Raw genomic sequence first — 13486 nt, forward strand, 5'->3', positions numbered from 1 at the left:
GCTGCAGGTGTGGCAACCGATGCACTTGTCCAAGTGAAAGACCATCGAAACTTGAGCTCGGATGTCCATGTGTATACTCCTTCGTTCCTATGGCTCGTTCTTATGACTTCATTTTTCGATTGTCGTTGCGCACTTATCTGTTGCCGTTCTCATCGACAGTGTCGGGCGCAGGTGGTTTTGACGATTCACCGCCTCGCTTGCGACGTGAATCCACCGTCGCTTGCGCAGCAGCCAACGCAAGTCCATCACCCATGCTCGCTATTGTCGGATCGATATGCTGGTGTCCCGCCGGAGTTGGAGTGTCGCGTACTGCCACGATGCTACCCTCAAACTCGAGCGTCATGCCGGCAAGCGGGTGATTCGTATCAACTACTACATACCCGTTATCCTCATCGACCTCGGTAACGATCACATTCTCAACTCGACGCTCATCGTCGCTGTGCGCAAGAAAACACATTCCCGGCTCAATTTGATCTACACCGCCAAACGTTTCAGCCGGCACTCGCTGCTGCAACGCCTTGTCGCGTTCTCCGTAAGCCTCTTCAGGCGGCAACGTCACTTCAAACCGCTCGCCCGCAGCCCTACCCTCGAGCGCGCGCTCAAGGGCAGGTAGCAGACGTCCACTCCCATGCTGATACTCTAACGGCTCATCGCCCCACACAGCTGACCGAATGTGACGAATCTGGCCGTTAGTCCGCAGAGTGTAGTTAATGGTCACGTATTTCCCGACGCTAACCCGCTCAGGCGCGCCGAAATGCGCCGGAGCCGATTCATGATCGTGATCGTGATCATGGTCGTGATCATGATCGTGACCATGCGTCGCGATATCGCCTACCATTCCAACTTCTCCATCTTACGCACGACGACATGGGTGTCGCGTGTGAAGATACCAGTCGGACCCCAATAGTTAAAGCCGTATGTAAACTGAGCATATCCACCAGCCAAGAACAATGGGTTGATACGAGTACGCGTCAGACTGTTGTGTCCACCGCCCCGCCACTTGCGTTCCTGCGACTTAGGAATGTACACCGTACGCTCAACTGCGTGGTAATACATGCAAGTACCCGGTTGAATTCGGCGGCTCACGTTGGCGCGCGTTACGACCACACCGTTGTCGTTGTAGACCTCGACCCAGTCGTTATCCTCAATACCGACCTTCTCTGCATCTCTATCATTGATCCACACCGGATCCATGCCGCGAGATAGCATCAGCATGCGGTGATTGTCTTTGTAAGTAGAGTGAATGTTCCACTTACCATGCGGCGTGATGTAGTTCAGAACCAATGAACGATCATCAACCCGACTCTTAACAATATCACCGGTCTTGCGCGGATTAAGCCGCGGTTTGTAAGTCGGGATATGCTCACCAAAGTCAAGGTACCACTGATGATCGAGATACAAAGATTGCCGACCGGTCAGCGTACGCCAAGGCACCAAACGCTCGACGTTCATACACCAGGCGGAATACGCCCGACCGTCGTTCGTCATACCCGTCCAGCAGGGACTCGTAAGAATTCGTCTCGGCTGGCGCGTCAGATCGTAGAAGGTCGAAGAGACACCCCTAGTGGGCTCCGCAATATCGACAAGCGGTAGACCAACATGATGCTCCTCGTTATGGAAGCCCTGATAGCATACCTCGCCGTTTGCCTCAGGCGCACACATCAACAAGGTGTTGCATGCGTCAAGCACATCTTCCAGACTTGGATACCGCTTGCCACCCCATTCCACACACCGCATATGCCTCGCATCCGGCATCGGCATGACGGGATTATCAAGCATCTGGTCGTACTGCTTCTTGATCGGAATGTTTACACCGACCGCAGAAACGCCATCCTCGCGAGCCTTCGGACCGAACGAAATGAACTTGTTATACAAGTTCGCATAATCTCGCTCGACCACTCGTACGTGCGGGAATGACTTGCCCGGCACCGGCTTGCATTCACCCTCAGCCCAATCGAGAATCTCCGGCTGAGCCAGCTCATCAGGAGTATCGTGCATGAGCGGCTGAACAACCACGTCCTTAACCGGCTTCGAGAACGCTAGCGGAGCCAACTCACTGACCTTTTTAGAGATCAGCTTGAAGATTTCCCAGTCCGTTTTCGATTCCCATACCGGCGGAACCGCCTGTCCCAGCACGTGCAAGAACGAATGCAAGTCCGTCGTATTAAGGTCGTTCTTCTCATACCAGAAGGCAGTCGGGAGCACGATGTCAGAATAAAGTGACGTCGTGTTCATACGGAAGTTAAGATCGACAACCAAATCGTACTTTCCGCGTGGCGCCACGTCACGGTACTTCACCGTATGCGTTTTGCCCTTAGCACGATCCTCGGCAATCGAGTTGTCGTGAGCTCCGAGATAATGCCGCAAGAAGAACTCGTGACCTTTAGCGCTCGACTGGATCGCGTTACCGCGCCAGATGAACCACATCCGAGGCCAACTCTCGTCAGCATCCGGATCATCGATCGCGAAGTTCACCTTCTTACTGGCGACCTGATCGACGACGTGTGTGACGATATCCTCAGTGCTCTTCGCACCCGCACGCTCGGCTTCGGCTGCCAATTCGATTGGGTTACGGTTGAAGTGCGGCGTGAATGGCATCCAGCCAGAACGTACCGACTTCGCCTCCAGGTCTATCGCATGACCCTTAGCCCATCGCGGATTCGGCGCAGTCAAGCCGTACTCCGTAAACTCCTGCTCGTAGCGCCACTGACAGCTATGAGCATAGTGCCAAGTCGACGACTGCACGACCCGCGGCGGCTTGGTCCAGTCGAGCGCCATCGCAATCGTATTCCAGGGCGCAACGGGAGCAAGTTTTTCCTGACCAACGTAGTGGTTGATACCACCGCCGTTGACACCGCAGCAACCGCACAGGATCAAGGCGACCGTCGCAGATCGGTAACAAAGGTTATTGTAGTACCAGTGGTTGGCACTGGCGCCCACGATAACCATGGACTTGCCGTTCGTGAGTTCTGCGTTGGTCGCAAACTCCCGCGCGAACCTTATCGCCGTCTCACGGCCGATGCCGGTGTGACGCTCCTGCCAAGCTGGAGTATAAGGCGCATCTTCATCGTCGTAGCTGGTTGCAAACGAGCCTTCCAGACCACGGCTATGGCCGAACTGAGACATCATGATGTCAAAGCCGGTCGCAACGAGTACCTCGCCCTTGTCCGTAGCGATGCGCTTAACCGGAACGCCGCGCGAAACAACGCTGCCATTCACGAAGTCGTCAAACCCAACCTGCACCACACCATCGGATTGATCGATAAAGCTCAATACCGGATCGATCGGACTGTTATCCAACGTGTCTTCAGCAGACAGATTCCACTTGCCATGCGTAGAACCCCAACGGTCACCGACCTGACCCTTGAACGCACGGGGCTCACCGGTGCCGGCATCAAGCACCAGCATCTTCCAGTCGCCGTTCTCGACGTCCTGGTAGCGCGCAACACGCTTAGCGCGCAACAACCGGCCCGTCTTGTAAGTGTTCCCATTGGGCTCCAACTCGACAAGGAACGGAAGGTCAGTGTAGCGCTTCACGTAGTCGATGAAGTACGGAACCTGACGATCGATATAGTACTCCTTGAGGATAACGTGATTGGCCGCCATCCATAGAGCCGTATCCTGGCCCGCCTGAAGCGGAATCCACTCGTCGCAATACTTGGCGATCTGACTGAAGTCCGGCGAGAGAACCACAAATTTGGTACCCTCGGTCCGCGCTTCTGCAATGAAGTGCACGTCGGGGGTACGCGTCATGTTCATGTTCGCAGCCATCGAAACAATGAACTTACTGTTGTACCAGTCTGCGCTTTCGCACACGTCGGTCTGGTCGCCCCAAATCTCCGGGAACGACGTCGGCAAGTCGGCATACCAGTCGTAAAAGCTCATGTTTACGCCGCCGAAGAGCTGAAGGAAGCGTGAACCCGCAGCATACGACAACATCGACATGGCCGGAATGGGCGAGAAGCCCATTACCCTATCCGGACCCCACTTACGGGCCGTATATAGGGCAGCCGCAGCAATCAGCTCGACCAGCTCCACCCACTTGGCACGGCGGAAACCACCCTTGCCGCGCGCCTTCTGAATACGAAGCCGCTTTTGCTCGTCTCCAACCAGGGAGGCCCAAGCCTGCACCGGATCAGGATGCGACGCCTTGGCTTCTTTCCAAAGGTCGTAAAGAGGACCGCGGATATATGGGTACTTCACCCGGATCGGGCTGTAGACATACCAGGACGCAGAGATACCACGCTGGCATCCACGCGGCTCGTAGGGCGGCAGACTGCGCTCAAGAAGCGGATAGTCAGTCTGCTGCATTTCCCAGGTGATGATTCCGTCTTTGACGTAGATCGCCCAAGAGCAGCCACCGGTACAGTTAACGCCATGCGTACTGCGGAAGACGTTATCATGAGACCAGCGGTTGCGGTAAAACTCTTCCCACTTGCGCTCCCGGGGATTAACGAGGTCAAGTATCCAGCTCATCAGTGTCTCCTCGGTGCGTTCGTCCGGCCGCGAGGCCTATTACTATTACCGTCAGTTCCCTTAAACCTTCCGATCCAACCGTCGGAATACATACCCGTAAACCAACCGCCGTGGTAGGGACCCGTGCTTCGTCCGGTCGTAGGCGTAGCCATCATCGGCCGCCGTACACCAAACTTCAGGCGATTCCGCCATCTGAAACCAGCGATCAACAACAGAATCACAGCACCCAAGCCGGTCAATCCTGCCAGCTGCCAGATTGCCGAAGCCGAACGCACGGCCAACCCTTCCTGAGCAAGGAAGGCAGCAACGTCTGCCCGCTCCTGCGGAGTCGGCGGCTGCTTCGTCCAAACTGCTTTCATGGTAGGTGTAGGCAGACCAGCCAGCCAGGAAGATAGTCCGCTAGCTCCACCAAGTCGCTTTGCCACAGTGGTCAAATCAGGAGCAAGCGCTCCGCCGCCGAAAGCTCCGAGGCCGCCGGTGCTGTGACACGCCATACAAGGGGGACCGCCATTAGCGAAGCGATCATTACCGGTGAACAGATCCTTGCCCTTTTCGGCATCACCCTTGAGGGCCGGCGCCGCAGCAGCTGAGGATCCTCCACCGCCACCTGTCTCCAGGAAAGCAATGATGTTGTCGACCTCAGCAGTGGACAACCCCAGATTGGGCATCTCCATGCCGTTATATTTACCGAGCAGCTCGACCGCGACCGGATCTTTCTTGGCGATCATCGCGTCAGGCTTAGAGATCCACTCATGCAGCCATTCGGCAGGACGCTTTTTCGTAACGTCTTTCAGGTCGGGACCGACAAGATCCCCCCCGCCTATGCTGTGACATGCACTGCATGTCTTATCGTCGAATAATTTCTTACCGGCCGCTGCATCGGCTGCGTTAGCCACTGTCGGCAACGCTGCCCATATGGCTGTCGTAGCTAGCGCAACAACGGGCATAAATCGCCACGACGCTAGGGGCTTTTTGCTCATGATCCCTCGTCCTCAGATCCATATGATCGGGCGGGCATTAAGTTTTGTTAGATAACAGACGTTTCCCGCTCGTGACCCGTCGTTCTCAGACCCACATGATCGGCGACGGTAGGTTTATGCTAGACTAGAATCGTTAGAAAGCGCAAGGGCGTTGATCTTCGAAATGAGCATTTTTTTCGTCCTGCGGAAGCAGTGTTGGAGAACGCGACCAACTATCTTTTGTTTCCGATTCAATGACGCAGTGCACCCTCAGATTACGCTTCCTGTTCAGCTAGCAAGCCCATCTACAATGAACAGATATAATGAACAAACCTCCTACAACGCGACCCGCCAGATTCAATATTCGGCAAGCAGGCTGGCGGTTGTCAGCGATCTCGTAAGAAGCTGTTTGCTCCACCGCTCAACCGCTTGCACGGCGGTTCATTTTGTCGCGGCCCGTCGGAACGGTGGCCGAAGCATGAACCAGCTTCCCGGAACCTGATTGTCGTGACGAGACCAAGACCGTTAAAGGCAACCCAAGTACCAAGGTCGCCCAAGTCCGACCTCACTGCGGCGGCTATCCAGCAATCCGTATTCAGTCCGAATTACGTTGAAGCCCGGCACGGAATCCTCGATCATGCGTCGGAATGTCCCTCCCCCACGGCCTAGGAGATTATCATGGCTAAGTCGCGCTTGCCCGCGTTCCTGCAGGACCATCCGGGTCTTGGCAGTCTTGGCAACGTGGAAGTGCCGCGACTGAAGCTGCTTCAGGCTTCATCGCCCGAACTTGCCCAAGCCGAGAACGCAAAAGAAGGTGAGTTCTGGCACAGCCTGCTGGGTCGCAGCATCGGATCGTCCATTCGCATCTGCCCGGTTTTTATCAACTGGTGCTTCATCTTGTGGCGTCCGCGGGAGGCCGGCGGCGGAATTCTTGCGCGTGCAGACGATAGCAAACATTGGATTCCCGCCGATGCCGAATTTTCGGTCAAGCTCAAGAGCGGCGACGAAGTCACGTGGAGGACTGGCCGCACGGTGATGGCATCGGGTCTGAATAAACGGGGCAGCTATAATCCGAACGATCCCAATTCACCGCCTGCCGCCACGCGCTTGTATTCGGTCGTATGTTCGTTTCCGGATCACCAAAATTGGCCGCCCGCGGTGGTGAATTTGCAGCGAACGTCCGAGAAGGCGGCGACCAAGCTGATCGATCAATTGAAAGTCCTTCGCGCGCCGTCTTTTGGAGTCATTTTGGAAATGGCCTCCGTTAAAGATGAGTCTCCATCCGGAGAGTTCTATAACTACGCGTTCGAGCTTTATGGGCCGGTGGAAGACAAACCGTTCTACGAGGAAAACTCCAGGCAATACCGTTTTTTCATCGAGCACGGACTCAAGGTGAAGGACCTGGAGGGCGCGCAAGATGACTAGCTTGACGAGATCGTACCAACTTTGATGCGCCCGTGAAGGGACCGTTCCAGATCGAGCTCGCTTTACCGGTGTCTTTCGACAGGCATGAATGCGCCGATCGCGCGTATGATTTGGCGCAAACGTGGGTTCCATAGAAACACAAGTGCACGTGGATCAGGCAAGCCGGCGCTCAGCCTTCGGGCGGTTACGGGACATCGCTTTTGCACCTGGAGAACGGATGCTCTCCGGTTTCTCTGGTTTGGACAGGTCGCGATGGCCGATCCTGTGGGTTGTCTGCTTCTTCCTGGTCCAGGCTGTGCCTGCGACGATTATCCGCGCTGCCAACCTTGAGGAAGGACGCATTATCGCCATCGCGCGCGGGGCCTTGGAAGCAGGTCATGGGCTGACCCCCTTCGTCTACGGCGAACGGTTCGCTGAGCGACCGGTTTTATTGTCCTGGATAGCTGCACTCTTTGGCGAAACAACTGGCGACGTCACGCTATGGTCGCTGCGCATCCCTCACCTTTGCTTCTTCCTCGCCGGGGCGTTGCTGATCTACAGTTTGCTCAGATCTGTTGCTGGCAAGAGTGCCGCGATTTTCGGCGCACTTTGCTGGATCAGCATGCCCGTTGTCGCGCCAAAATTCATCAATGCCGAACCTGACATCGTTCTCTCGGTCTTGCTGTTCGGCGCGTTTTACGTGTGGTGGCAGGGAACTCGCGATGAGGGACTAACCACCGGCCGATGGCTCTGTATCAGTATGTTGGTCGCACTTGCCGGCCTGACGAAGGGGCCGCAGGAAGTTGCTTATTTCACTCTTGGCGTTGGCGCTTACATCCTTTTGAAACAGCGCGATCAGATTCCAGCATTTGTCGCGGCGAACATTGGCGCCGGATTAATCATTGGGGCCTGGTATGGCCTCGTTTATAAGCCGGGTGATGTCGGTACCTGGGAAGCCCATTCGCGTCTGACGCAGACGACTACCGGCCTGACGACGATTCTCGGACATATGGATTTCGCCAAGAGCCTGGCTGTTGAGTTCCTGCCGGGCTCCATCCTGATAGGCCCCGCAATCATGATCGCCGTCCGCAGATGGCGAGATAATACTCAGCATGACCTGCTGCTTGCCGCGGTCCTGTACTCTGTCGTTTGCACCCTCGTTCTCCTGGTCTGGCCGGGCAAAGTGGCTGCACGTTATGCGATGCCAGGAACCATGACGTTAGCAGTGATCTGTGGGCTGATGTTTGAGAACTGGCGCCACAGCCATCCCAGGGTCATCGTGTCTGCACTGGTCGTGACCTGTATGATTTTTGGCGGGCTGCTGGTTAGAGGCTGGATGGTGATGCCCATCGCTCCGCACCTCTTTCAGGAGAGCCGTCTGGCGGGCCAGGCGATCGCTGCCGCCCTTCAGGAGCGACCTCTCTACATAGCAAGCGGAGATTCGACCGATCACAACATGCTGGTTTATGTGAGAGAACCAATAAGCGCAGTCGCGTTAGACGATCTGGCTAAACTGACCACCTCGGCCATCGCAGTCTTACGTCCCGAGCATCAGCGCGCCGTGCTTCAGATGAGGCCCGAGTTGCAGTTTGTCGAAAAGGGTAATGTCGTCTCCGGTAAAACTCGCTACAACATCGTCGAGATCATCCCTCCAGGATGAACTATGCAGATTTCACGAGCGGTTGCGATCATGTCAGTCTCTGGTCCGACACACTGTCCGCGGCGGCAGTCACGTCTGCCCAAATTCGGACCTTCGTCGGCTACGATCCGTCGTCAGACGGACGGCGGTTCGCAGGCGCAACCTGCTTTCGACCTCCAGCGCAGATAAACAACGATATGATGATAATTCATCAGTATTTTCAAAGTCTTGTATAGCTACTGCGATCATCGCGGCGATCCCCCTGCGATTTCAATTGACCTCGTGGCCCTACTCAGTACTCTCGAAAGACTTGAGTATGCACCGTCTGATTTTGTCACGGACCGCGGCAGCCTCTCCCTGTCCGAAGACCAATTGATATGCTCGGTAAGCTGACGATTGACGCCCTGCCGTTTTATAGCGGCGTCGCCATGGCAGGAGCGCTGACCGTCGTGTGCGGCGCACTGGGCGTGGTCGCAATCATCACGTGGCTCGGTCGATGGCGCTTTCTGTGGTCTGAATGGCTGACGAGCCTCGATCACAAGAAGATCGGCATCATGTACGTGATTCTGGCGCTGATCATGTTGGTGCGCGGCGTCGTTGACGCACTGATGATACGCACCCAGCAAGCATTTGCATTCGAACCGCACGGCTATCTGCCGCCGGACCATTTCAATCAGATCTTCACGTCCCACGCCACCATCATGATGTTCTTCGTGGCGATGCCGTTTGTGCTTGGCCTGTTCAGCATTGTTATTCCGCAGCAGATCGGTGCGCGCCGGGTGGCGTTTCCGTTCATGAATTCGGCGGGCCTGTGGCTGACAGTATCCGGCGCGACATTGGTGATGATCTCGCTCGTCGTCGGCAGGTTCTCCACCGCCTATTGGACCGCGTACCCGCCCCAATCGGGAATGCAGTTCAGTCCGGACGTCGGCGTCGATTACTGGATCTGGGCAGTCTTGCTCAGCAGCGTCGGCTCGATACTGGCGGGAATCTGTTTTCTCGTCACGATCGTCAAGCGGCGCGCGCCAGGGATGCGATTGATGATGATGCCGCTGTTTACCTGGACAGCGCTATGCGCCAGCATATTGATCATATTTGCCTATCCATCCTTGATCGTGGCCGCTGCGCTGCTTGGCCTCGACCGTCATCTCGGCACGCAATTTTTTGCCGGAAGCGATGGCGTCTTGAACTACATCAGCCTGTTCTGGATCTGGGGGCATCCACACGTCTACATTCTGATTTTGCCGGCTTGTGGCATCTATTCGGAAGTCGTGGCAACATTCTCGGGAAGGCGATTGTTCGGCTATAAGTCGCTCGTCTACTCCATGGTCGCCATTACTGGGCTATCATTAGTCGTCTGGCTGCACCATTTTTATACTATCGGTTCCGGTGTCGACGTGAATGCCTTCTTTGGCCGCGCGGCTCCGCTTATTGCCGTGCCCACTATCGTGACAATCGTCTGCTGGTCGCTCACGATCTATCTTGGCCAGGTAAAATTTTCGGTGCCGATGCTTTTTACGCTCGGGTTTATCGTCACGTTCCTCGTAGGCGGTATCACGGGCTTTTTGTTCGCGGTGATACCGCCTAGCATCCACGACACCACGTTCCGAGTGGCCCATTTCCACAACCTGCTGATCCCCGGCGCGTTGTTCGGCTATTTCGCCGGCTATCAATACTGGTTCCCAAAGGCGTTCGGCTTTCGTCTCGAGGAAAAGTGGGGCAGACGGGCCTTCTGGTGCTGGATCGTCGGCTTCTGTCTGGCCTTCATGCCGCTGTACATTCTCGGCTTCATGGGAATGCCGCAGCGCCTCAATCGCAGCGACGTCGCCGATTGGCAGCCGTATCTTATCGTCGCCCAGGCCGGCGTCCTCTTCATCGTATGCGGCGTCACCTTCCTGGCCATCCAGATCGGCGTCAGCATTCGTGACCGCAAAACGCTTGCTGCCTCAAGCAACGATCCATGGAACGGCCGGACGCTCGAATGGGCAACCGCCTCCCCGCCTGCGACCTACAACTTCGCCGCCGTGCCGCACGTGCAGGGCATTGATCCGTGGTGGACCCTGAAGCAGGCGGGAACTTTGGACCACAGGTCCGCGCGCTTTCATGACATCATCATGCCCGGCAAGAGCAGCGCGGGAATCATGCTTGGCGCGATGTCGTTCGTGTTCGCCTTTGCAATGATCTGGCAAATCTGGTGGCTGGCCGCCGCTGGCGGGCTAGGCATTTTTGCCGCGGTACTCTCGCAGACGTTCCATGATCATGCCGGCCAACGTATCCCCGCGAGCGAAGTCGAGGCGATCGAAAGCCGGCGTGGCGTCTCGCCTGCACTCGGACGTGAGGCGCGGACGTGACAGATGCCGTCATCACCGCCGATCATGGCGATGAAACCAATGCCGAATCAGCCCAACGCGCTATCGAGGAGAAGACCTACGGCTTCTGGCTCTGGCTAATGAGTGATGCGATTATCTTCGCGCTGCTGTTCGCGATCTTTGTTGCGATGGCGCGAAATACCGCAGACGGATCGACCCACACGTTATTCCTGCTTCCCCGCATCTTCGCGGAAACCATGCTCCTGCTGGCGAGCAGTGCGACCTTCGGCTTCGCCAGCGTTGCGATATCAGCCGGGCAACGCAGGCGCGCGATCGTCTGGCTGGGGATGACCTCTATTTCCGGGCTCAGCTTCGTCGTCATGGAGATCTCGGAGCTTTATGGCATGGCCATCGCCAATGCCGGCCCGTGGCAAAGTGGCTTTCTTTCTGGTTTTTTCGCTTTGATCGGCACCCACGGAGCCCACGTCAGCTTCGGCCTGGTTTGGATTGTCTTGCTGGGATGCGAAATCGCATTGCGCGGACTCACCCCCATCGCCGCCTCGCGCCTTTATCGCCTGGGCCTGTTCTGGCATTTCCTCGTTATCGTATGGATCAACATCTTCTCATTCATTTACCTGCCCAGGCTTCTCTAGCATGGCAGCAGCGCCGCAATCGTCTGAAAGGTCAAACGTTTACGTCGCGGGGAGGTCTCGATGAAATCGTACCTCGTCGGCGTCGTTCTAGCGTCGATGCTCACCGCGATTCCATTCGGCTTCGTCGCCACCCGCACGTTGCCTCCGACACAAACTTTGGTCGTCATCGCCATCGCTGCGGTTGCGCAGGTCGTTGTCCACTTGCGGTACTTCCTGCATCTCGACTTGAAATCATCGTCGCAAGACAAACTGATCGCGTTCTGCTTCGCCGCTATCGTGCTCTTTGTCCTAGTCGGCGGTACGATTTGGATCATGTTGATCGGTTCCCGCACTGCATAGTCGGTGGTGCCACCGCGATATCTTAAAGACCCGCAAAACTGACGGCGATCGGAGCGCGGCCACCCTGATTGCATCCTCAATCACCAGCGATACACAGACAGGGTCAAAAATCGAAGGGTATTGGCCAGCTTGCCGGCGCTCGAACCCTGGCCCTCGGTGTTGTCGAATGTCGGTCAATTAGGACAACATTCGGAGCACAGCCGCCCCTTTTGCTGACCTGTAGCTCCGACATGGTTGAACAGCCCTTCCGGGTAGCCCCCCTTGGAAGGGCATGCGGGCAGCACGTTCTGAAACGCAGAGCCGACGACGGAACGAAGCGACATCGTGTCCGCGAATGGGGAGGCATCCGGGGTCGATACGCATTGAAACGCTTACTGTTGGAGCCCGAGAGGCTTTATCGACCGCGCTTGCGGTCTGGGCGGGCGAGTCAACCCGAGCGTTTCGCTCGGTTGCGCGGTGCCTGCGATGCTGGATTGCTGCGACGCGTTGACCCAGCTTGATGGAACTCGAGTGGAGATCCGCTATCTTGCTTTCACGCGTCGTGTCCTGACCGCAAACCGGTGCCGACGTCGCCCGACAGTCCCACAAGAACCCGCAACTCTCCTACCAAAACAATCAGTTGCGTGGTCGCTCGGTCAAAAGCCGCCGAAGCGATCCGAATCGGTCCAGCACATCACCGAGATGTTTGCAGAGATCATCACGCCGACGACATATGAACGACAAGGCATCCGTGGCGATTCGGGGAGAAATTGCGAGCTACGTCGAGCGGTGTTGGCTGCGCCACCAAAAGCCGAAAGTGAAAAGCACAGCTGCCGCGAGACCGAACCAGGTGATGGCGTATTGAAGGTGATCATCTTTCAAATGCACATCGAGCGGGCCAGGCTTGGGAACGCCGCTCGCAGGTGCCGGCGTCTCAAGGTCGATGTAAAACGGTGCAACGTTTCCCCAGCCAAGAGCCTGTGCCATCGCGCCTATGTCGCGCGAGAACCACAGCCGCTTGTCCCGGCTGGTAGACGCAGTCAGGGCGCCAGCTTCTTCCGGGAAGCGGAGATAACCCGTCATCGCCACGGGCTGTCCCGTCACCAACGGTTTCACCGCACGATCCTGCTGGTTGCGATCCTGCGTGGTGTTCTGCACGAAGCCCGTATTAACAACGAGTACGCTCCCGTCGGCCAGTCGCGCGGGCAGAAATGCCCACGTGCCAAGCCCAACATCCGGGCGCACAGCCGAGCCGGAGCTGTAAACCATTGCGTCGGGTCGCGCTTCGTAGGTCGCCGAAAAACTCACCCGGCGAAATTCATCCCTGACCGACGATAATGTCGCCCAGTCTGCCGGCGGGAACAAGGCGATGGGCGCGGCGGTCAATCGCTCGGTGAGCGCTGCTATCAGCGCGTGCTTCTCGGCCCCGCGCCGCAACTGCCAGACGCCAAGACCGACGAGCACGGCGACCATGACCAGCGCAACGAGGCCGAGGCCGAGGCCGGCGCTGCTACCGCGACGGCGGGAGGCATTCATAGGCGATTACGAGAGACTACGCGTCCCTCAGCAGCCTTGTGATGAAACTGGAGGCTGATCAGGAGCGATTTCATTGCGCGCAAGGGCCACAGCGTAACAGCGAGGACTGTTGGGATCCAGAGAGCAGCGTGGATCCAGAGGGCTGGCTGATACTTGACTTCGACGACGAGTGCGGCGGCGACGACGATGAAT

10 protein-coding genes are annotated in these 13486 nt (G+C 56.9%); 5 read left to right on the forward strand and 5 right to left on the reverse strand.

Annotated elements, in window-relative coordinates; genetic code table 11:
* Nucleotides 1-133 precede the first annotated feature (133 nt).
* The 3 genes from B2M20_RS14955 to B2M20_RS14965 are packed head-to-tail and all read right to left on the reverse strand — an operon-like array spanning nucleotide 134 to nucleotide 5372.
* Nucleotides 134-838 (reverse strand): FKBP-type peptidyl-prolyl cis-trans isomerase, encoded by a 705-nt coding sequence (locus tag B2M20_RS14955; RefSeq protein WP_079447847.1) that lies wholly within the window; start codon nucleotides 836-838, stop codon nucleotides 134-136.
* Nucleotides 832-4476 carry a nitrate reductase subunit alpha gene (locus tag B2M20_RS14960; protein WP_079447848.1) on the reverse strand — a complete coding sequence of 1215 codons (3645 nt, stop codon included), beginning with the start codon at nucleotides 4474-4476 and terminating at the stop codon, nucleotides 832-834. Before B2M20_RS14960 ends, B2M20_RS14955 begins: the two co-directional genes overlap by 7 nt.
* On the reverse strand, nucleotides 4476-5372 hold the full coding sequence (locus B2M20_RS14965; protein WP_244553538.1) for a c-type cytochrome: 897 nt from the start codon (nucleotides 5370-5372) through the stop codon (nucleotides 4476-4478). The genes B2M20_RS14960 and B2M20_RS14965 overlap by 1 nt, the downstream gene beginning before the upstream one ends.
* A gap of 741 nt (nucleotides 5373-6113) precedes the next feature.
* On the opposite strand from B2M20_RS14965, the gene B2M20_RS14970 reads away from it, so the two are divergent.
* The 5 genes from B2M20_RS14970 (at nucleotide 6114) to cyoD (ending at nucleotide 11779) form a co-directional block, all read left to right on the forward strand.
* Nucleotides 6114-6860: a hypothetical protein gene (locus B2M20_RS14970; protein ID WP_079447850.1), complete on the forward strand. Its 747-nt coding sequence runs from the start codon at nucleotides 6114-6116 to the stop codon at nucleotides 6858-6860.
* 217 nt (nucleotides 6861-7077) lie between these two features.
* Nucleotides 7078-8499: an ArnT family glycosyltransferase gene (locus tag B2M20_RS14975; protein WP_244553539.1), complete on the forward strand. Its 1422-nt coding sequence runs from the start codon at nucleotides 7078-7080 to the stop codon at nucleotides 8497-8499.
* Between the two features lie 356 nt (nucleotides 8500-8855).
* On the forward strand, nucleotides 8856-10829 hold the full coding sequence (locus tag B2M20_RS14985) for a cbb3-type cytochrome c oxidase subunit I (RefSeq protein ID WP_079447853.1): 1974 nt from the start codon (nucleotides 8856-8858) through the stop codon (nucleotides 10827-10829).
* Nucleotides 10826-11440 (forward strand): cytochrome c oxidase subunit 3, encoded by a 615-nt coding sequence (locus B2M20_RS14990; RefSeq protein ID WP_079447854.1) that lies wholly within the window; start codon nucleotides 10826-10828, stop codon nucleotides 11438-11440. The genes B2M20_RS14985 and B2M20_RS14990 overlap by 4 nt, the downstream gene beginning before the upstream one ends.
* A gap of 60 nt (nucleotides 11441-11500) precedes the next feature.
* Nucleotides 11501-11779, forward strand: a complete 279-nt coding sequence (cyoD, locus tag B2M20_RS14995) for a cytochrome o ubiquinol oxidase subunit IV (RefSeq protein WP_079447855.1) — start codon at nucleotides 11501-11503, stop codon at nucleotides 11777-11779.
* A 756-nt stretch (nucleotides 11780-12535) separates the two neighbouring features.
* Here the strand turns inward: cyoD and B2M20_RS15000 are convergent.
* Both B2M20_RS15000 and B2M20_RS15005 read right to left on the reverse strand, forming a co-directional pair.
* Nucleotides 12536-13294 (reverse strand): SURF1 family protein, encoded by a 759-nt coding sequence (locus B2M20_RS15000; RefSeq protein ID WP_079447856.1) that lies wholly within the window; start codon nucleotides 13292-13294, stop codon nucleotides 12536-12538.
* The coding region (locus B2M20_RS15005) for a DUF983 domain-containing protein (RefSeq protein ID WP_139372922.1) at nucleotides 13291-13486 on the reverse strand (196 nt) is incomplete at its 5' end. The genes B2M20_RS15005 and B2M20_RS15000, both read right to left, overlap by 4 nt.

The sequence above is a fragment of the Nitrobacter vulgaris genome (assembly GCF_002028545.1).
Classification (GTDB): Bacteria; Pseudomonadota; Alphaproteobacteria; order Rhizobiales; family Xanthobacteraceae; genus Nitrobacter; species Nitrobacter vulgaris.

Bases quoted from the DNA above. Each gene is read 5' to 3' on its own strand.
- B2M20_RS14955 (WP_079447847.1), bottom strand. From the start codon at position 838: ATGGTAGGCGATATCGCGACGCATGGTCACGATCATGATCACGACCAT.
- B2M20_RS14960 (WP_079447848.1), bottom strand. From the start codon at position 4,476: ATGAGCTGGATACTTGACCTCGTTAATCCCCGGGAGCGCAAGTGGGAA.
- B2M20_RS14970 (WP_079447850.1), top strand. From the start codon at position 6,114: ATGGCTAAGTCGCGCTTGCCCGCGTTCCTGCAGGACCATCCGGGTCTT.
- B2M20_RS14975 (WP_244553539.1), top strand. From the start codon at position 7,078: ATGCTCTCCGGTTTCTCTGGTTTGGACAGGTCGCGATGGCCGATCCTG.
- B2M20_RS14985 (WP_079447853.1), top strand. From the start codon at position 8,856: ATGCTCGGTAAGCTGACGATTGACGCCCTGCCGTTTTATAGCGGCGTC.
- cyoD (WP_079447855.1), top strand. From the start codon at position 11,501: ATGAAATCGTACCTCGTCGGCGTCGTTCTAGCGTCGATGCTCACCGCG.
- B2M20_RS15000 (WP_079447856.1), bottom strand. From the start codon at position 13,294: ATGAATGCCTCCCGCCGTCGCGGTAGCAGCGCCGGCCTCGGCCTCGGC.